The following is an 18,786-nucleotide window of genomic DNA, read 5'->3' as shown; positions in this document are numbered from 1 at the left end:
CTTCCAGCCTGTTAGTGAACGGCTTCCAAGCCTCTCAAAATTCGAGAGGCACGTGCGGGATTCAACAGGCCAGCCATCAACAGGTGGCTGAGGGCGGATATCCACTGATGATTCTGCTTGCGGCATTGGTAAAGGCGAAAATGAAGTACAGCTTTCCGCTGACGTATAACGGCATTAGAGTATCCATAACGCTTAACGGCTTTGTCGAGTATATAGAAGCCATTTTGCCAACGAATATGCTTACGCTGGCTACTTATAGAATCAGGGTGGCGGCGGTAAAAGAATAGGGGAAGATCCAAGTAAGCCATCTTAGTCACTTCAGCGACTCGTATAGCCATATCATGATCTTGTGCTGCTCGCAGGGACTCATCAAATTCACCCACTTTTGTCATGATTTCACGACGTAATACAGCATTGTTAGGTAATAAAAAATAACAGTCGATCACAACGCGAGATGGATCGTTTTGTTCTTCATGACCATCACTATAAATCGGGTAAAGCGGCTTACCATCAGGATCTACTGCAAAACCATTGCTGTACACCAATCCATACTCAGGATTATCCTGCAAATAGGTAACCAATGTCTCCAGTTTTTCCGGTGCCCAATAGTCGTCACTATCTAGAATTGCTAAGTACTCGCCCGACGCTTGTTTTAGGCCGACATTGATAGCTGCCGCCTGCCCTTTGTTGATACCGCCGGGGTGCTCTAGGATGGTTAACCGACTATCCGTGTAAGAATCCAAAACCTCGCGAGTACGATCAGTGCTGCCATCATCAACAACGATCAGCTCAAGGTCGGTAAGGCTTTGGTTCAAAACAGATTCAACCGTATGCGCGATATAGGCATCACGATTGTAAGCGGGAATAATTACTGATACTAAAACTGACACACACAACTCCTTTTAATGCCGCTCCAGTATGCATCAGGGACGATATAAATTGGCCTGATCATTTGTTAGCGCAATGATAACAGCTAAAATGGGCTAATAGAACTTCCCCAACACACCGAGCAAATCGTCTTATAGGCCCTTACACATACTTATTGTTCATGTTTAATCTATCTAGAGTAGCAATCACGACAACTAACTACTCTTTTTCGGCAAAAAATCTCTTTAGATTTCGTTTGAACATTTCGTAATTGGTCTGGTGCCATCGTTGGCCCTTCATTGCCATGACGCGCTGCTCATCGAAGCTCATTTCTATCGTCTCTTGAATTACCGACTCAAGAGACGCTTTATCTATTTCGAACAGCGCTGACAACCCCTTGCATCCTTTGGCTTGAGCGTTGACAAGAAATGAAAACTCTCTATCAGCAAGTTCATTCATTGGTGGTGCATTGGTAACGATAGGAATACATCCCATCGCAATGCCTTCGGACATAGTTAAACCATAACCTTCGGTCATTGTGGGATGGATATGGAATGGATTTTCACGCATGACTCTTTCGAACTCTTCGTCCGATAAAAAATCAGTGATGACCTGCACGTTAGTCGGAATGACCGTATCCGGAAGCCGATGTTTTCCTATCAAGATTGTCAAGGTTGGCCACTCAGGGTGCTTCGACCACAAATTAATGAGTGTTTTTGTTCCTCTATGCGCACTGTTCCCTGCGCGGTGTAAATAACTCTTCTTGAGATGTGCTTCTGAAGGCGGGTAATCTAATTTAGTATCACTTGAGGTAAAGCCAAGAAAGCGTGTGTCAGAATTAATTTTTTTAAAAATAGTTTCAGCATAAAATGTCTTAACCAGTACGGTGTCGACCAAATTAACTAGAGGAATTGCGCTTTCAAGAAACCATTCCTGGTTAGGGATAAGAATGTTCTTTCTAGACCGGGCCGAAAGCCCTGGATCGATACGCTGAATGTGAACCATGACATCGTATTTTTTGAAGAAAAAGACCGTACTCAATTTGAAGAATATATAAACTAAGAAGAAGTAGGCTTTCCGTAGACGCCACGGCAACTTATTCTGAAAATTAGAAACTTTCGTATATATAATTTCAGAAGCTATGCCAACCTCTCTTAGCGTGCTCATTATAATAGTCGCGTCCTTCTGAATCCCATGACCACTGTTTCCTACACATATTCTAATTTTTTCTTGCTTAGACATTCCATGTTCCTACTACAAATCTTCGTCTTTAACATAAAAAATTTAATTTATAAAAACAAATCCTTTATTCAATTTTAGACTTATAAAAATCTACAAAATTAAAAACTAAGGCCCGTATAACGGGCCCTTATTCTCCGATTAAAAATGCCGTGAAACTGCTACTGTGCAGGGCTTGGTGGTGCTTTACAATCTACACATAATCTCTTACCAATCGCATTGTTGACATTGTTGTCATCAAAAACATATAGATACAATCCACCGGTAATCTGTTCGAAGCTCCCCAAGTCAAGGTCAAATTGAACAGAATTTTGAGACCAAGCAAGCGGAAATTGAATTTCTGCATGGGTTACATCTTCCCAAAGAGGAGCATTGCCAAGCATAATTCTCTGTGGTGAGTAATCAAAATACAACTCACTAACTTCTGTTTCCTGGTATGTTTGAACTTTTCCATCAAGCCCTACCAGTCCAATATTCGCACTATATTCAGGATCGTTTTTCATCTCAACCATTGGAACTTCATGATTAAGCTGTTGATCAACCCAAGCTAACGTAACATATTTGGTAAGGTCGCCGTATACTTCCATGTGAACCCATTTCCGAGCCTGACCAATCCAGTCTGTGGCCGACTCTCCAGACATTCCTTTCATGCCATCATTCGTCCAGGAATAACGTAACGCGTCGCCTTTTGGATTGTCCCATATCCGGGTGAACTTATTACTACCAGGATCCTTATAACGGTCAAACAAGATCGCTTTAGCACCGCTTTTAATTCCGGTAATAGTAGCTCCTTCATCACTTCTCTTCGCGCCATCGATGTCAATATGAATTATTTCACTACCATCATCTAGCACATCAATCTCTAATATCCTACCCGTTTTCCCATTAGATAAAATGACCTCTTCGCCAAGCTTCAAGCTCTTATCGATGATGAATTCACCCTGTCTTTCTGAAAGATAATATTGATAATAATTATGCGGGTGGGCTTTAACCTTGGTCCACCAAGAAAAGTAAAACTTTTCCTGTTTAAAGACACTGTTATCTTCACTAATCACACTTGGCCACCCTAAATAGCCTTTAGGGCCGTCCATGTAGTAGTGGGAGTCGAGGTAAGCGGTTCGATGTGGTCGACTGCGAGTTAAGATAGGTGGCTTGCCATAAGTATAGTTGCTCGACTTGGTCCAAATTGTTTCGGGGTCTTCATCTGGTCTCAAGATCTCCGCACCATCAGCGAACTCCTTTTGATGAAAATTTGGAACGCCATTCTCATAAGCAACATCACCCCGATCATACAGTTTCGGCGCAGCTTGTTCCTTTACACCAAAACCGCTGCCACTCAGGGTCAGCCTCGTGCCTTGCTTCAACTCTTCACCACCTGTAGACAAGCCATCAACCTGTGGTATAGCAGCCACCGCGCCACAAAAAACACATCCAAGAGCAACCACACTCAGGCTCAGCATAGTGCTGAGACGCCCTTGATTCTTCCTCAGCCACGCTTTATTTTTCATCATCTTATGTTCCACCTATACGCACTATATTACTGAGTTTAGCAAATCTACATCTACCCGCCACACCACACCGAACAATAGCGCGCTTCACATGGCAAGTCCGCATCAAAAGCTCTAGAGAAAAAATAATCCTCACTTCCATTTTTCGCTATATTCTGTGCAATTACGTTCATTATGCCAATATATCAGTAACTTAACACTGGAATATACGGATACGGGACAAATTACAATTTTTAATTTTTCTATTAAACTTTTAAAATCAGCCTTGTTCTTTTAACAAAAAAATCTGTTGATTTTGAAACTGTTGGAGCAACAATACAGCTTGCCAAAATGACCATCAATATTTTTATAACAATCTCTATTAATTTAGGCCATGAATCATCAATTAAAATATATTTCTCGAATAGAAATATGAATAGTGAATGTGATATAAATATGCTGTAGGCATGCTTACTAAAAAAGAGAACGAAACGGTCTATAAAATTCACCCTATCAAAAACTTTAGTAATAACCCCTTTCATTGCCAATACGATAAAAACAGCAAAGAAGGAAAAAGAAACATAGTATCCGTCGGGAAAATAAACATGTTTTGTCATTTTAAATTCTAAATCTAATGACCAGAAAGAAAACAAAGCCAAACAAAGAAACAGGATAGAAATCAGACCACTATAATTAAATATTTTTGCCTTCGGATTCAAAACCCAGAAGGCACCAAAAAAGAAAAAAGAAGAATGTACTATTGGCTTGTATATATTGTGCCCATAAATACTAAATAAATCACCCAGAGGATAAAAAAGCTGCACATAAGAAAATATAAAGGTAATCACCACCGTTAATGGTAGTATTTTCACATAACATTTTGATATGTAAAATATAACTGTTGAAAATAGACTTATTAATATTAACGTATGGATGAACCAAACTTGCCCTAACGGGAACGGCATGTCACTACTTTTAGGTATGAGCTGTAACCAACGAGCGATAGATCCAATATCGAATGAGAGTCCACCTGATAGTATATAAATAAAAAGAAAGCTCAATAATACGATTATATATACCGGGAGCAGTTGTGATGTAAGGCGATGAAAAAAATATACGTATGTATTTCTTGAGCGAGAGTATATATAAATAGAGATTGCGCCACTAACAAAAAACAATATCGGGAGGAATACAGAAATAACTTGAGAATAAGGAGTATATAACCACGACAACCCAAGGTGAGAAAGCACAACCCTTAGAATAGACATGCCTCTCAAACGATTGAGAAACACCTGATTGTCCTTGTTAATTTTAATACTTTCCCAGGTTTCCAAACTAAGCTCCGTGTTCGTTATTTTCATTGCAAATAAAATCCATTTTAGATTTTTAAACTCCCATAGCCATCATGATAAAAATTCCGATTTACCTATAGAAATGAACATCTAAAAATCAAACCCTAATTAACTAATTCTTATCCCGCGCTACACTAATATGACACGAATGCAAAATCCTGCAGGTCATCTCCGACTGACGTAAAGCATCGGCAATCAACTGGTTTGCAGCCGCTTGATAATGTACTCGATCAGCCTGAAACAACGCTCGTTGGTGCAATCCACTGTCACGAAATAGTTGCCGGACATCAATGACTGAAAATTTGGCGTTCAGGCGTTCGACCCGTTCAGCATAACCGTCATGTAGACGCTGTTTCCAGCCACCTTTATATTGAGAAGCATCTGGCATCGCTAAAAATACCACTCGCGTCCCCTTTGAAGAAGCTTCCTTGACTAACATCTCCATAAGTTGCTCCAACAGTCGCTCCTCTTTGCTATCGTTCTCCTGCCACAACTTGGCAAGTCGAGCATACTGACGCTGTAGATAATCAACAGAACGTGATAGTGGTGTGAAATGATGACGTTGGAAACGCTGAAAGCCGCCGTAATAGTCATCATGCTGGTGCAACAAGGCTAACAACTGGTCATTAGGTAGAGGCGATAGCCACTGCGGATCAACCGATAATAGCTGCGGGCCATTAACCTTTGCTTTAAAGCGTGGCTTTAAATAAGGCATATAGATTTCTTTTGGTCGTCGCAGAGGAATATAGAGATTTTTCAATCCTGAAATCGGGTCTGGATTGATGCCTACGACGAGCAGATCTGGTTGGAATTGTTGCAGCTGGTCACGGTAGTACAAAAGTACCTGATCCATTTCATAAAGCATGGTGCCAAAGTTAAACACTTCTAATTGAGGCGTTGTCAAAAAACCGGAAATGGTCTCCTCATTGGTGGCTAAGTGCCCACCATTGACCATAGAACTACCTGCAAATAACACCCTTGGTAGCCCATTTCGATCAACTTCATAAGCTGCGGTGGTGCGGGCGCCAAACTGGTCGGTACGCCAGTTATTTTCCGAAAGCTGTTGCTGGTTAATCCAGCCAACAACAGCATCAGGCTTCAGGAAGCCTTCACCCTGGAGAAATTTTTCGGTATTGACCACGGCTTCGTCGCTCAAATAGAGCTCAAAATACCAGCGGCTAGGTAAGAGCATGGGCAAAATGAAAGCCACGCAAAACTCAACAACTAACCAAACCAGTAATACCCGACTAAGCAACGGCGCATCCAGTTTCATTTTGGTTATCAAATTCACCATGCCGTCACCCTAAAACTGAAAATAGATAAATGGCGTTTGCCCACTGGGCATGCCATGGGTGAGGGCGATCATCATCGCCACATAGACACTGGCTCTCAGCCAACTAACAGCGCGCACCTGTAATGCTCCAGTTTGCCCCGGGTGCTCCTTCTGCCAGCCCATGCCATGCTCAATGACAAACGCAGCAAAAGCGAGCCAGACAATCATCGGAAGAACAAGTGTGGTCCCCGCTTGCACACTGAACAAGCCAAGATAGAAGTCCCCAGCAGAGGTCAGCGAATCACTACGGAAAACCACCCAGAGTAGCATCACAGCTAACTGTGTCAGCGCCCAGCGCAACCACCAAGCCCGCTGTAATAGTTGCGCCAGCAACCCCTGCCCAAGTAAGTGTTGGCCAAGGTGAGTGAGAGACACCAACAATCCATGCAGTCCTCCCCAAATAACGAAGGTCCAGTTTGCCCCATGCCATAAGCCACTGATCAATGTGGTAACAGTGACATTAAAGAAATTTCGCCAAGGTCCACACTGGTTGCCACCTAGCGATATATAGACATAGTCACGGAAAAAGCGTGACATGGTGAGGTGCCAACGCCGCCAAAAATCGACAATGCTGGTCGCCAAATAGGGGAAGTTAAAGTTCTCCGGCAGAGAGAAACCAAGCATTTTGGCACTACCAATCGCCATATTGGAATAACCGGAAAAATCGGCGTAGATCTGTACGCCGTAACCCAGCATCGCCAGCCATAACATGCCTGAAGAATACCCTGCCGTATCAGCAAAAACAGGATCAACCAGGTAGACACCTAAATTATCGGCGATAAACACCTTACAAAATAAACCTTTGAGGAAACGTAATGCTCCATCCTCAAAGATATGCCACTGAAAACGGCGTGGCGCATCCAATTGGTAGAGAAACTCTTTTGCGCGCACAATCGGCCCAGCCACTAACTGAGGAAAAAATGCTACAAAAGTCGCAAAGGTGAGTAGCGATTGATGTGGCTTCAGTTTGCCGCGATAAATATCCAGCGAGTAGCTCAAGCTCTGAAAAGTATAAAAAGAGATACCCACAGGCAAAATGATATTCAGCGTCTGCAGGCCCGTCTCTATCCCCATACTGGTCAGCGTTGCCTGCAGACTGTCGATAAAGAAATTGCAGTACTTGAAATAAAACAGAATGGAGAGATTAATCACTAGACTGGTGGTTAACCAAAGCTTACGTGCCTTGCTCTTCTTGGCATCACAAATTCGGTGCCCAACATAATGATCAACTAAGGTGCTGATAATAATAAGGCTAAGAAAACGCCAATCCCACGCCGCATAAAAGCCATAACTGGCCACTAAAAGCAGGTGGTTCTGATGTCGCCGAGACAATAGCCAATAGGCAGCAAATACCGCTAAGAAAAAGAACAGATACTCTTTTGACGCAAAGGTCATCTGTCGGCTCCTAACATCGACTTCTGCGAGCGGAACCAACGTCGCCGGTAATTCTCAATCAGTCCGAGCATACGACCGACAAAATAGAACTGATAGATGGCATATAACTGCGCCAGCTTCAGTAGTTCAAATTGATTACCTTCGTATTTTATAAGTCTATGTACGGCTGCCAAACCGGGGATCCCTAACAAGGCCAGCACAGATGTCAGTGCAGCTGACAGCATCAACAGCCAAGCCTGTGGTAGCAGCGTCATTGCCAGAAGCGAGATCGGCAACAACAACGCCGCTAGCGTGTATAGGTGAGTTAACCACAACAATTTATCACTCAGCGAGCGGGCTGATTCAATCTGATAGCTGCCATGCCAGCGCTGCCTGCGCATTGTACCGATCAAAGTCTTCGGGTAGCCCAAATGCACCACAGCGCAATCTCTCAGCTGAATCACTTTGTAACCTGCCAACTGCACCCGGTGGGACAGGTTATCGTCTTCACCGGCCGATAAGCTGACGTCAAAGCCACCCAGTGCGTGAAATAGCTGTTTTGTCATGATAAAACTGCCACCCGCAAGTGAATCGGTTTCGCGGCGCACGGAAGTTTGTTCGGTGATCCAGGCTTGCTCCACCCAGCAAGCCGCTTTTTCCACCAGATAAACACCACCGACAGCACCGGTCGTCTTATTACTTAACTCTTCTACGGCTGCACTTAACCAGCGCGGAGCAACTTCGCAGTCGCTGTCGACAAAGGCCACAATATCGCCTTTTGCCAACGCCACACCATGATTACGAACGGCGCCCACTTTGCAGTTACTTAACACCTCAACCTGGACATTAAAACTGCGCGCTATCGCTACAGTATTGTCTGTAGAGCCATTGTCGATAATAGTGATGTCAAAACGATCCGTTGGATAGTCCAACTTCTTTAGTGACTGCAGACAACGAGCGATATAACGCTCCTCGTTAAATGCGGGAATAACGATGGAAACAAAAGGTAACACGGATCAAATACTCCCTGACGTGGTCAACTGACTCGGTAACATGGCAGTGTAATGTTGTACGTAAGCGCTTGCGGTATCTTCAATACTATAGCCTTGGGCAAATCGCTTAGCCTGCTCGGCCAATTGCCAGCGACGCTCGTTGTTATCCACAAGCTCTGCGACCCCAGCAGCAAGCCCATCCACAGTCAAAGACTCTAGGCAAACCGCCACAGTATGATTCAGCTTTAGTGGCGACACAGCGCCTGGCGCCGCGACCACAGGTAAGCCAAGGGTCATCGCCTCCAACGTCGCCAAACCAAACCCTTCATAGCGACTTGCAGCTAGGTAAATATCACTCTGCGCCAACAACGCGTATGGATTGCACTGATGTCCCAACAACTTGACCTTATCACTCAACCCAAGCTCGCTGATCTGTGCTGCCAGTGCCGCCCGCTGCTCGCCCTCGCCAATAATCCACAACACGAGTTGCGGAAAGCGCTTGGACAGCCCGGCCATCGCTGACACCGCAATATCAAAGCCCTTTTGCGAATGCAAACGACCACAGGAAACCGCCACTACTTGCCCTGCAGTCTTCTCAATAACCAAAGCCTCACCAGCATTATCGCCTGTCGCGGCCAACTTGATAGCCTCGCCATCAACACCATTGACCAGCGTAGTCACGGGCAAACCGTAGACCTCAGCAAACCAGGCGCTAGCCTCTGCTGACACTGCCACAGTGCGTGTATTGCTTCTCGCTAAGGCCCAGCGCTCTAACGCGCGCTTGATCCGGCTACCAATGCTCTGCTGTTTAAAATAGGGGTAACAGTTATGGATGGTTCGCAAATGAGGCAGATGCTGTTGCCTTAGCAGTGCCGTCCAAAATGAGGGCTGAAAGGAGTGGCTATGAACTAAATCTGGCTGCCACCGACGCAGATATGTCGGCAGCTGCCTGGCAATCGTCAAACCGTTACCAGTAGCAGAGAGGATCGCCCCTTCGGCAATTAAACCGTCGAATACTTTTAGGTGCTCGGCGTCCCCTTCGCACAACAGCAAGTAGTGGCGGTAGCGACGCATATCTGAGTTAGCCAACAGCGCACGTAGCAACGCAATAATGCCGCTCACTGGCCAGTGCACAAAATGCAGGATCACGGGCGCTTTGCTCATTGCTTCACCGCCTCCTCAGTGGGGATATCAGACACCACCGACTTAAACTTACCATTGGCATTCTTTGGGATCGCTTCAAGATAACTAAATACGATCTGCATCTGCTCACCAGTGCGTTTAAGGATCTCGTACCTGAGGGCATCTTCCGCCGCTTGGTCATACTGACTATCCGTCACCAGATTAAACTGCAGGCGGTCTTTCGCGGTTTGTATGATCTGGGTTTCATAGATCCCAGCTAAGCCTTTAAATATCGGATCCATCCGCCCTAAAGGGCGCCCATCGGGAGTGACTAATATATCATCCACCCGGCCCGCTAACTGGGCTAGTTCAGGAAATGCACGGCCACATCCGCAGGACGCTGAACTCGGAGTCAAACAATCACCCAAGCGGTATCGAATCAGTGGCATCGCCTGGTTCACTAAGCCTGTGCATACCGCTTCACCGGTTTCACCTGCCGCCACCGGCTGGTCATCAGCATCCACGACCTCAAGAATGCCGTGTTCAGGATGCAGGTGCATGCTGCCATGTTCGCATTGGGAAACAAATAGCGCCATCTCGGTGCAGCCATACTGATCGATCACCGGCGCGTCAAAACTCGCCTCAATCAAGCTGCGCTGATGGCTTAATAAAGTTTCAGCCGTCGTAAATACCACTTTCGCCTTTATCCGCGGTAACTGATGCTGAGCAATATACTTGGCAATGGGATAGATGCTGGATGGGTAGCCGACTATCTCTTCTGGCTGATAACGCTGGAGCTGCGCATAGTAAGCAGGAAGATTCGCTTCAGCCAAATGGTAAGAAGACATCAACAGGTTGCGTTGGAAACGGTCATAACGCCAGAACGGTGGTGAGCTAGCCTCCGGCGACATAATGATCCGACCAAACAGGGTCGCCCGACGTCCCAACGGTGCAACACCAAACCAATGGCGTAGGCGGCTCCAAAATGCATAATGGGCTGTACGGCTGGCAACATCAGCATAAATAGTGATTGGCGACCCGCTGCTACCACTGGTGTTAAGGGTGAAATAGTTGCCACTGGCGAGGATCCGCTCATCAACTAAAGATTGTGGGTCTTCCCGCAATACCGATTTCTCTAAGATCGGAAACCAGCTTAACGCGTTCAAATCTTTGATATCTTCGACATTTAAATCGACACCTTGCGCCCACTGCCGATAATGGGGAACATGCAAAATCGCCGTACGCGCTAAATCGACAAAACGCGCCGATTGCAGCTCGGACATAGCAACCGCATCCAAGCGCTCGCTATGTAACAGATCCGCTAAGTGACTGTCTGCTGCAGGGCTAAAACGCTCTTTGCGGAGCTTAAGTCCATAAGCGGTTACCAACAAATTCTGGCACCAGACCGGCGCCTGGTAGTAAAGCTTTTCCATCCACGGAGACATTTAACTCAGTCCTCCCGCTTCAACATGTTTTGATAGAGCGTTAGATAGGAATCGGCCATCGCGACAACACTAAACAGGCTTAGCTGGCGCTGTTTCGCCCGCGCCGTTAACTCATTACAGCGTGCAGGGTCACCCATCAGCTTTTCCATCCTAGCCTGCAGTGCACAAACATCTGTCGCAGGGACAAGCTCACCACACTCACCATCATTAAGCACCTGCGGAATACCACCCACCGCGGAGGCGATGACAGGGATCTCTGCGGCCATTGCCTCGAGCAACGCCATTGGTAGCCCCTCGGTCAATGAGGGCATCACGAACAGCTGCGCTTGCGTTAAGATGCTAGCCACCTGCTCACTGAATCCCGGCATTAGCACCGCGTCAGCAAGTTGCAGCGCTGCCACTTGCGACTCTAGCACCGCCCGTTGGCCACCATCACCAACAATAAGCAGCCTCGCATGGGGATGATTGCTATGCAGCTGGGCGAAGGCGGCTAACAAGGTATCAAATCCTTTTTCCCGCGACAGCCGTCCCACCGCCAAGATCAGGAACTCACTATCAGCGACAAACTTTGCAATTTCGGGATTTGCCAGTGGTGTCATGTCTGCGGGCCTTTGCGTCGGCTGCGCCAGGCCATTGGCAATAACATTGGCATTCGCCAACTTAAGACCACGCACTCTTGGATGTTGTAGCGTTTGTTCACTCACAAACACCACCTGCTCCAAACGTGGCAACATTTTCCTGTCGAGCCATTCATAACACCACATGCGGCTACCTAGCGGCGAATGTACATAGCCATGAACCGTCGTCAGACAGGGTAGACGCCAGCGACGCGGTAACAATCCCAGCAAAATATTAAATTTATAGCCATGGCTATGTAGTAAATCTGCACCGTGTGACTTGGCCAACTGAACAATTTTCTTGGCGCCGGAAAAATTTAGTCCATTCTTCATTCGTAAACATATCAGCGGTAAGCCAGCAGCTTTTGCGGCCGTTTCCAACGGTTTCTCGGCCACGCCAACATCACCGACACTGACAATGGTCGCTTTGATGCCTAGCTGGTTACAACGCCGAACTAAACCGAGCAACATCTGCTCAGCCCCATAAAGTCCGCCGCTATCGATCAAGTGCATAATGTGCATTGACTTAGCCTACCCGAGGTTTCCACAGCACGACTTTTTCACCTTTCGCAAAGCGCAGAAAAGCATGGGCGGATGCCAGATTAATCAGGGTAAAATAGTAAGGGATACTGATCAGCGCGCTACTTCCCGGGCGGTAGTGCCCAACCATCGCCAAGCCATAAAAAGCCAACTGCAGCAACAGAACAAGCGTGAAGAAGCTACTCTGCAATGCCAACGGAAAGTTCACCAACAGAAGTAGCAACTGCGGAATAAATGCCAAATAGCGCAATAGCTTATGACTGAACAGCTGCCAACTAAACAGGGCATCGCGACGCGTATCAAATAGCTGACGCATATCCCATAAGCCCCACAAGGCACGTAAACCAACACGCACCCGCATCCGATATTCTCGGCCACTGTCATCAAGCGCATCTTCACCAAGCAGAGCGGCCGCCTCGTAGACGACGCGATAGCCTTGCTCCACCACCTTAAGCGGCTGCACAAAGTCAGGCAGCTGGTCGGCGTTCATCGGCTGGTATAACGCTCGACGCATGCAATCGATACCACCATCCACTCCCACCACTGAACCTATCTCGGTTTCCCACTGGCGCAGTGCGTTTTCATACTTCATGTAGGCACTGCAACCTTCGCCGGTCATACTGCTTTCTGGATTACCGTAGATCATTTGACCGGTAACGTAACCGACTTCCGGATCAGCAAAGTTTTTCACTAATTGGGCAATGGCATCGCTCTTATAAACCGAGTTCGCATCAGAAAACAGCAGTAGCTCGCCTTCAGCCTCAGGCACAGCCATATTCAACGCCGATGTTTTACCCGCCCGCGGCATCTGAACCAATAACCGTACTCGGGGATCCTCCTCAGCGATTTCCATTACCAGCTCATCAGTACCGTCATCAGAGCCATCCGAAATCACGATAACCTGTAATTTATCGTGGGGATAATCCTGAGCTAACTTGTTGCGAACCGTTGTTTCGATATGCTCGACCTCATTGAATGCTGCGATCAGCACTGTCACATGGGGTTGCACACTCTCTTTTGTCACTGGCCGAGGCTTTAACTGTGCCAACCAAGCCGCGAGGGTTGGATAGCCGAAATAGATATAAAGCAACAGCGCAAACAGTAACCAAAATATCAGAGTCATGGTTTATTCAATCTCTTCTCGGTTAATAGTCATCTGCTGGGATCCAGCGCTCACTATTTTGCTGCTGTAGCTTGACGCCATCGGAATCCAATAGCCGATCCAGCGCAGCAACCGCCTCGGCACAATCGATCTCACAGGGCAGTTGAATGGCTACCAAAGCCGCATCGTGACGGCCGCTGAATAACGCCGGTAGCTCAGCAAGCTTGGCCAGATAAGCGTTGGTCAATGTCCGCTCTCCGACACTCATCCAGTAGGCTGACAGCCAAAGTTTACGTACGCCAATACGCGGCTCCATCTCCCGGATCAACACACCCGTACCATCGCTGAGCGTACGATGATGTTGCGACAACGTCAGCCAATGCTGGCGCGCAAAAAGCCAGCGATAGGGCATAAAATCTTGCTTTGCCTGCTGCTGCCGATAGAAAAAGCGCTCAATCAACACCGGTTGCTCACCGATAGCAAACCACTGCAGCTCATGCTGCGCCCGCTCAATCGGTCGAAAATAGGCTGGCGTCATCGCTGGCATAGTATCAGCAGACAAAGTGGGGTAACTGCTAATGGCTGGTGGTGCGACAAATTGTGCTTTAGCTGGCGCTTTCAGCAGCAAGGAAATTGATAGTGGAGCCGCAATCAAAATCACGCTAGCAACGAAGATACCTGGCCAGGAAAAACCTGCCGCAGAAGGCAAACCATCGACCGCGGTTGGGGCGCTGTTATCACCTTTCCAACGGACAAGGAAAAACATCAGGCTAAAAATCACGCCAAATAGAACGAAACCGTACAGTTCATGATCAGCTAACAAACTGCTTTGCATTTCGGTGGCATAACCGATCAACACCAGCGAATATACACGGAGCCAGTTGGTCACCAGTCCCAACAACAGACCTAACGCCAGCAGACCTATCCGCCATCGCCAATCACGGAAGAACAACTGACCGCTAAGCAATGAAAATGCGATACCAATAATGAGGTAACGTAAGCCTGAACAACCATCAGCAACGGTAATAATCCCGCTGGGGATATGGATCTCATTAGATTGAATAAGGATAGGCATGGCGAGCATTGACAGCAGATTTGTCGTCACCACCACGGTCAAATCGATCAAGTAATCGTTCAGATGATCCCAGATAGGTACAGCAAAACAGAACAGCAACGCGGCAAAAAAACTATGCTTTGCTAATGCCTTCCCCCCTAGCAGGGCTAAAGCAAGCCACCATATCCACGGCAGCAACACTTGCTGTACCACCAAGATATCGGTGGCAGCAGCCACCCACCAGACAGCGACGACCAAAAGCAAAGGCAACCAAGCAGGAAGCCAAGGCCCTACGGGCAGCGAGCGAAATACAACACGTTGATCATGAAACCACCAGAGGATAACAGCCATCAATAGCAATCCGTGGCCGTAACTCTCATCAAACCGCAACCAGCGATGCAGTAGCGTCCCAAATGTCGACCAATACAGGGCGGCTACCAACAATGCTAAGGCGCCCGGTACGAGCAAACCTAAAGGTAATTTTTTTGCCGTCTCCATGACCGCACAACTCCATTTGTCACTTTAATTAAGGCCAATGCCACGCATTGACCTACGAAGCCTGTTTGACGCTGCGCCAATCTACCACCGGATAGGTTTTATCTGGCGTTAGATATAAGTCAGCCATGCTCTGCCACTGCAAACTATTGAGCAGTTTGGATAAGCGGGGCTCCATCCGGTCTAGGTTTAGGTAGTGCCTGAATTTAGATTTTCTAGAGGCGTCAACCATGCGAGGCTGTTCTGTATCCAGCTCCCACGGATGAAAATAAAACACCACTTGCCCATGGCGCTTAGCATGTTGCTTCAGTGCCCATTGCGAAATCATTAACGGCAATAAGCGAAAATAACCGCCACCTGAAATGGGCAGGTTTTTTCCGCCCAAGGGCAAGGTGCTCGCAGGTATCTCAAGCAGCCCATTAGGCAACCGAAATGGTTCAGTCGGCGCGTTTGGCACACCATAGAGATCATGCTTAATCGGGTAGATGCTTGAACTGTATTGATGACCCGTCTCCATGATGATCTCATGGGCCCAATGATTGTCCTGGTCAATAGAGAAGCAGGGCGCGCGGTAGCCTTGTACCGCGCAGCCGCCAATATCCTCTAGGATCCCCTTGGCGCGAACAATATCTTCACGAAATTGCTCGGGCGTTAACCCGCAAACATGTTGATGGGCATAGCCGTGACTAGCCACTTCATGTCCCGCAGCAAGGATCTCTCTTACCAGCTCAGGTTCACGTTCAGCCACCCATCCTAAAATGAAGAATGTTGCTTTCGCATCATGCTGCTGAAATAGGCTGAGCGCCTTGCGCGTGCTACCCGCCACCCTGCGCTCATAGCTATCCCACTTGTTACGATCAACGAGCTTAGCAAAGGCTTCAACCTGAAAGTAGTCCTCGACATCGATGGTCATCGCACCCTGTAACTTAGACATCAAGCTATCCTTTGCCACGCACTTTTTCGAGCAGAGCCAACGCATCTTCTCGCTGGGCAAATTGGGCTGCCGCAGGCTTAGCAAGCAGATTATCCAACACTTTTTCCGCATCCGGATTTTGCTTATTCGCTGCTAACGCTTTCGCATAATTAAACTGTATGCCTAAATCGTTCGACGCCGTTGTCGCAGCCTTCGCTAACAACTCGACCGCTTCAGCATTTTTGCCTTGCGCCAATAAAACAGATCCCAAGGTATCCTGTACCATAGGGTTATTCTCGGCCTGGGCTAACGCTTGACGGGCAAACGATTCTGCCTCTTCTAATTGCCCTTGTTCAGAAAGCAGCCAAGCCAAGTTATTCAATGCGATCACATTTGCCGGGTTCTGTTCAACCAAAATTCGATACTGCGCAATCGCTTTGTTTTGATCTTTTGCCAGGTAAATTTGCGCCAACAAACTACGAGGCCCCTGATCTTTTTCGTGCTCTTTCAACCAGGCTTCCAGGTGACTCTGACCCTGCTCACTGTTGCCAGAGCGAACATAAGCGTGACCAAGATAAAGTGCTCTCTGCGTTGACGGGTGCTCCCTTTGCACATTACCTAATAATCTAATGGCAGTGACCCACTGCCCCTGATGCATCGCCAGCCGTCCTTCCAGCTCAGTTAGATAGGGTGTATCAAGACCATCCGCTTTTAATGACGCAATCTCCTGCTCAGCAACCGCGATCTTGCCTGCTTTCAACTGCAAGTTCGCCATCATCATGCCGAGTAACGGTTCATTAGGTGCCTTAGTCATGGCACCACGAGTGACGTTAATCGCTTTATCAAACTGCTGCTGATACTCATAAGTTTCAGCCACAAACAGTGCGGCACGGAAGTCGTCTGGTTTCTCTTCCAGCCACTGCTGATAGAGTGCAAGCGTCTCATCAAGCTTACTGGCTCTGGTTAGCATGCGCCCTTTGGTCATGACCGCATCAGCGTAGTAGGGGCTGTCTGGAGCGTAACCATCAAGTAAAGCTAATGCTTGATCAGTTTTACCTTGTGACAACAAGAACTGTGCTTTAACCAAAGGACCTTGAGTAAGTTCAGGATTAGCGGCGATAGACTCGTCTAGATATTTACCAACCAAAGTTGGGTCGCCACCTTCCCGCTCCACAAGAAACCACTCACGTAATAAGCGCAAGTTCAGTGGCGCATCAACCAACAGCCGCTGATACATATCGCGCGCCTTCAACACATCCTTTTGTTCCGCAGCAATCAACGCCGCTTGGTAATAAGTATTGCGTTTATCCCCTTCCAGCAACAACGCACGATCTAATTCAGCAGTGGCCTTATCAAACTCTGACATACTGCGATACACCGTAGCCAACAGGTTGGCGGCGTCTATCGATTCAGGCTCTTCTTGCACCCACTTTTGGGCGACTTCTAACGCTTCTGCCTTGCGCTCGCGTTTGATCAGATTTAATGCCAGCAGCAGCTTGGCGCTCTTCATATCTGGATTCTCATTGAGCACGGCTTCAAGGTCAGCCAAGCCCCCGGTATCATCCATTGAGAGTTTTGCCATGCCTAACCGCAACATATTGGCCGGATCGCTGCTGTTTCCTAATGCCCGCTCAAACAACTCCTTTGCCTGCGCGTGCTCACCACTTTTCATAAACTCGTCTCCGAGTTGGGAAAGCAAAGCAGCGCCTTTCTCATCGTCAATTTCTAGACCACGCAGGGTGTCAGCGGCTTGCTCGTGGTAACCCAGGCGGAACTGAGTGATAGCCAAAGTTTTGCGCGCTAAATGATTCGCTGGTGTTAACGGCGCGATAGCGCTTAACAGTTGATAAGCTTGCTCATTGTTGCCATCGAGGAAATGACAATAGCCTGCAATCATTCGACTATTAAAATGTTCAGGAAGCGCTTGTAACACCTCGGATGTGCGTTCCAGCGCTGTTTTGCAATCTTTGCCCTCAAACGCGATCACGGCCTGGTAATAGACAGGTACCGGATGATTTGGCAAAACTTTGCGTATCTTAGTCAGTACCTCTGTCGCCTGATCGAACTGCTTAGCCGCAATCAAAGCTTCGCTTTGCAGCAAGCGATAGCCCATAATATTGGGCTCAACCTGCACTAACTGGGTAAAGATATCTGCCGCCGCTTGTGACTGACCATCGGCCAACAACAGGCGGCCTTTTAGCAGCAACGCCTCAACAAAGTCAGGTTGCTCCTTTAGCAGAGCATCCAGGCTGCCAAGCGCCGCAGACATCTGATTGTCCAGGGTCTTCAGGTAGGCATCACCCAGCTGCCCAAACGGGGCACGCGGATCCATCTCATTCGCCAACTCGAACTCAAGACGAGCATCTTCCGGCTTATTTTGATTAATCAGCGCCTGGCCGCGAAATATATGCAGGAAGAGACGTTTATCTGCGGGAACCTCCGACAGATCTCGGGTTAACTCCAGTAGCTCATCAATTTTTGCGGTTTGGTTAAGCACCTTGGCCAGCGGAATTAACACATCATTGCGATCCGCACCCAACTCCAACGCACGCTTTAGCTCTTTCTCTGCACCTTGAGCGTTTCCTTCAGACAGATAAGCGAGTCCTAACGCTAAACGAATATTGGCATTTTTAGGGTTCAGCTTCAGCGCGTTTTTATACTCAATAATGGCCGCTGCAGCTTGGCCTTCATTTAAGTACGTCTCCGCCGATGTCAGATACTCAGCCTCTGTTCTGTTGTCACCACAACCGGCCAACAGCACCGCTGTGGTCAACACACCCACGCGCCATAAATTACTCTTACCCATACCTAACCAAGCCGCCATTATCTTCCCTCGTTATTATTCGTTATCTGC

14 protein-coding genes are annotated in these 18,786 nt (G+C 47.5%); all 14 read right to left on the bottom strand.

Annotated elements, in window-relative coordinates; translation table 11 throughout:
• Positions 1-11: 11 nt before the first annotated feature.
• On the bottom strand, positions 12-890 hold the full coding sequence (locus EXY25_RS05940; protein ID WP_165419279.1) for a glycosyltransferase family 2 protein: 879 nt from the start codon (positions 888-890) through the stop codon (positions 12-14).
• A 196-nt stretch (positions 891-1,086) separates the two neighbouring features.
• Complete coding sequence (locus EXY25_RS05935; protein WP_130566097.1) at positions 1,087-2,109, bottom strand: glycosyltransferase; 1,023 nt, start codon at positions 2,107-2,109, stop codon at positions 1,087-1,089.
• 158 nt (positions 2,110-2,267) lie between these two features.
• Complete coding sequence (locus EXY25_RS05930; protein ID WP_130566096.1) at positions 2,268-3,617, bottom strand: hypothetical protein; 1,350 nt, start codon at positions 3,615-3,617, stop codon at positions 2,268-2,270.
• A gap of 242 nt (positions 3,618-3,859) precedes the next feature.
• A complete protein-coding gene (locus tag EXY25_RS05925) occupies positions 3,860-4,927 on the bottom strand; it encodes an acyltransferase family protein (protein WP_165419278.1) in 1,068 nt (355 codons plus the stop codon).
• Between the two features lie 130 nt (positions 4,928-5,057).
• Positions 5,058-6,239 carry an SGNH/GDSL hydrolase family protein gene (locus EXY25_RS05920; protein WP_130566094.1) on the bottom strand — a complete coding sequence of 394 codons (1,182 nt, stop codon included), beginning with the start codon at positions 6,237-6,239 and terminating at the stop codon, positions 5,058-5,060.
• Positions 6,240-6,248: 9 nt separating this feature from the next.
• The gene (locus EXY25_RS05915; protein ID WP_130566093.1) at positions 6,249-7,673 is read right to left on the bottom strand and encodes an MBOAT family O-acyltransferase; all 1,425 of its coding nucleotides are present in this window, start codon (positions 7,671-7,673) and stop codon (positions 6,249-6,251) included.
• Positions 7,670-8,665, bottom strand: a complete 996-nt coding sequence (locus EXY25_RS05910) for a glycosyltransferase family 2 protein (RefSeq protein ID WP_130566092.1) — start codon at positions 8,663-8,665, stop codon at positions 7,670-7,672. The genes EXY25_RS05915 and EXY25_RS05910 overlap by 4 nt, the downstream gene beginning before the upstream one ends.
• A gap of 3 nt (positions 8,666-8,668) precedes the next feature.
• Complete coding sequence (locus EXY25_RS05905; protein ID WP_130566091.1) at positions 8,669-9,808, bottom strand: glycosyltransferase; 1,140 nt, start codon at positions 9,806-9,808, stop codon at positions 8,669-8,671.
• Positions 9,805-11,211: a phenylacetate--CoA ligase family protein gene (locus tag EXY25_RS05900; RefSeq protein ID WP_130566090.1), complete on the bottom strand. Its 1,407-nt coding sequence runs from the start codon at positions 11,209-11,211 to the stop codon at positions 9,805-9,807. Before EXY25_RS05900 ends, EXY25_RS05905 begins: the two co-directional genes overlap by 4 nt.
• Before the next feature lie 5 nt (positions 11,212-11,216).
• Complete coding sequence (locus EXY25_RS05895; RefSeq protein WP_130566089.1) at positions 11,217-12,350, bottom strand: glycosyltransferase; 1,134 nt, start codon at positions 12,348-12,350, stop codon at positions 11,217-11,219.
• A gap of 4 nt (positions 12,351-12,354) precedes the next feature.
• Positions 12,355-13,491 (bottom strand): glycosyltransferase family 2 protein, encoded by a 1,137-nt coding sequence (locus EXY25_RS05890; protein ID WP_130566088.1) that lies wholly within the window; start codon positions 13,489-13,491, stop codon positions 12,355-12,357.
• A 22-nt stretch (positions 13,492-13,513) separates the two neighbouring features.
• Complete coding sequence (gene xrt, locus EXY25_RS05885) at positions 13,514-15,022, bottom strand: exosortase (RefSeq protein WP_130566087.1); 1,509 nt, start codon at positions 15,020-15,022, stop codon at positions 13,514-13,516.
• Between the two features lie 52 nt (positions 15,023-15,074).
• Entirely contained in the window at positions 15,075-15,953 is an 879-nt protein-coding gene (locus tag EXY25_RS05880; protein ID WP_207232119.1) for an XrtA system polysaccharide deacetylase, read from the bottom strand.
• Between the two features lie 4 nt (positions 15,954-15,957).
• A complete protein-coding gene (gene prsT / locus EXY25_RS05875) occupies positions 15,958-18,756 on the bottom strand; it encodes an XrtA/PEP-CTERM system TPR-repeat protein PrsT (protein WP_114339688.1) in 2,799 nt (932 codons plus the stop codon).
• Positions 18,757-18,786 lie beyond the last annotated feature (30 nt).

Source organism: Corallincola spongiicola, from assembly GCF_004284785.1.
GTDB classification, from domain to species: domain Bacteria; phylum Pseudomonadota; class Gammaproteobacteria; order Enterobacterales; family Neiellaceae; genus Corallincola; species Corallincola holothuriorum.
The sequence above is the reverse complement of the archived record's forward strand: the minus strand, read 5'-3'. Positions and strand labels throughout refer to the sequence as shown.

Excerpts from the sequence above, each read along its gene's own strand:
- EXY25_RS05935 (WP_130566097.1), bottom strand. The coding sequence starts at position 2,109 with ATGTCTAAGCAAGAAAAAATTAGAATATGTGTAGGAAACAGTGGTCAT.
- EXY25_RS05930 (WP_130566096.1), bottom strand. The coding sequence starts at position 3,617 with ATGATGAAAAATAAAGCGTGGCTGAGGAAGAATCAAGGGCGTCTCAGC.
- EXY25_RS05920 (WP_130566094.1), bottom strand. The coding sequence starts at position 6,239 with ATGGTGAATTTGATAACCAAAATGAAACTGGATGCGCCGTTGCTTAGT.
- EXY25_RS05915 (WP_130566093.1), bottom strand. The coding sequence starts at position 7,673 with ATGACCTTTGCGTCAAAAGAGTATCTGTTCTTTTTCTTAGCGGTATTT.
- EXY25_RS05905 (WP_130566091.1), bottom strand. The coding sequence starts at position 9,808 with ATGAGCAAAGCGCCCGTGATCCTGCATTTTGTGCACTGGCCAGTGAGC.
- EXY25_RS05900 (WP_130566090.1), bottom strand. The coding sequence starts at position 11,211 with ATGTCTCCGTGGATGGAAAAGCTTTACTACCAGGCGCCGGTCTGGTGC.
- EXY25_RS05895 (WP_130566089.1), bottom strand. The coding sequence starts at position 12,350 with ATGCACATTATGCACTTGATCGATAGCGGCGGACTTTATGGGGCTGAG.
- EXY25_RS05890 (WP_130566088.1), bottom strand. The coding sequence starts at position 13,491 with ATGACTCTGATATTTTGGTTACTGTTTGCGCTGTTGCTTTATATCTAT.
- xrt (WP_130566087.1), bottom strand. The coding sequence starts at position 15,022 with ATGGAGACGGCAAAAAAATTACCTTTAGGTTTGCTCGTACCGGGCGCC.
- EXY25_RS05880 (WP_207232119.1), bottom strand. The coding sequence starts at position 15,953 with ATGTCTAAGTTACAGGGTGCGATGACCATCGATGTCGAGGACTACTTT.
- prsT (WP_114339688.1), bottom strand. The coding sequence starts at position 18,756 with ATGGCGGCTTGGTTAGGTATGGGTAAGAGTAATTTATGGCGCGTGGGT.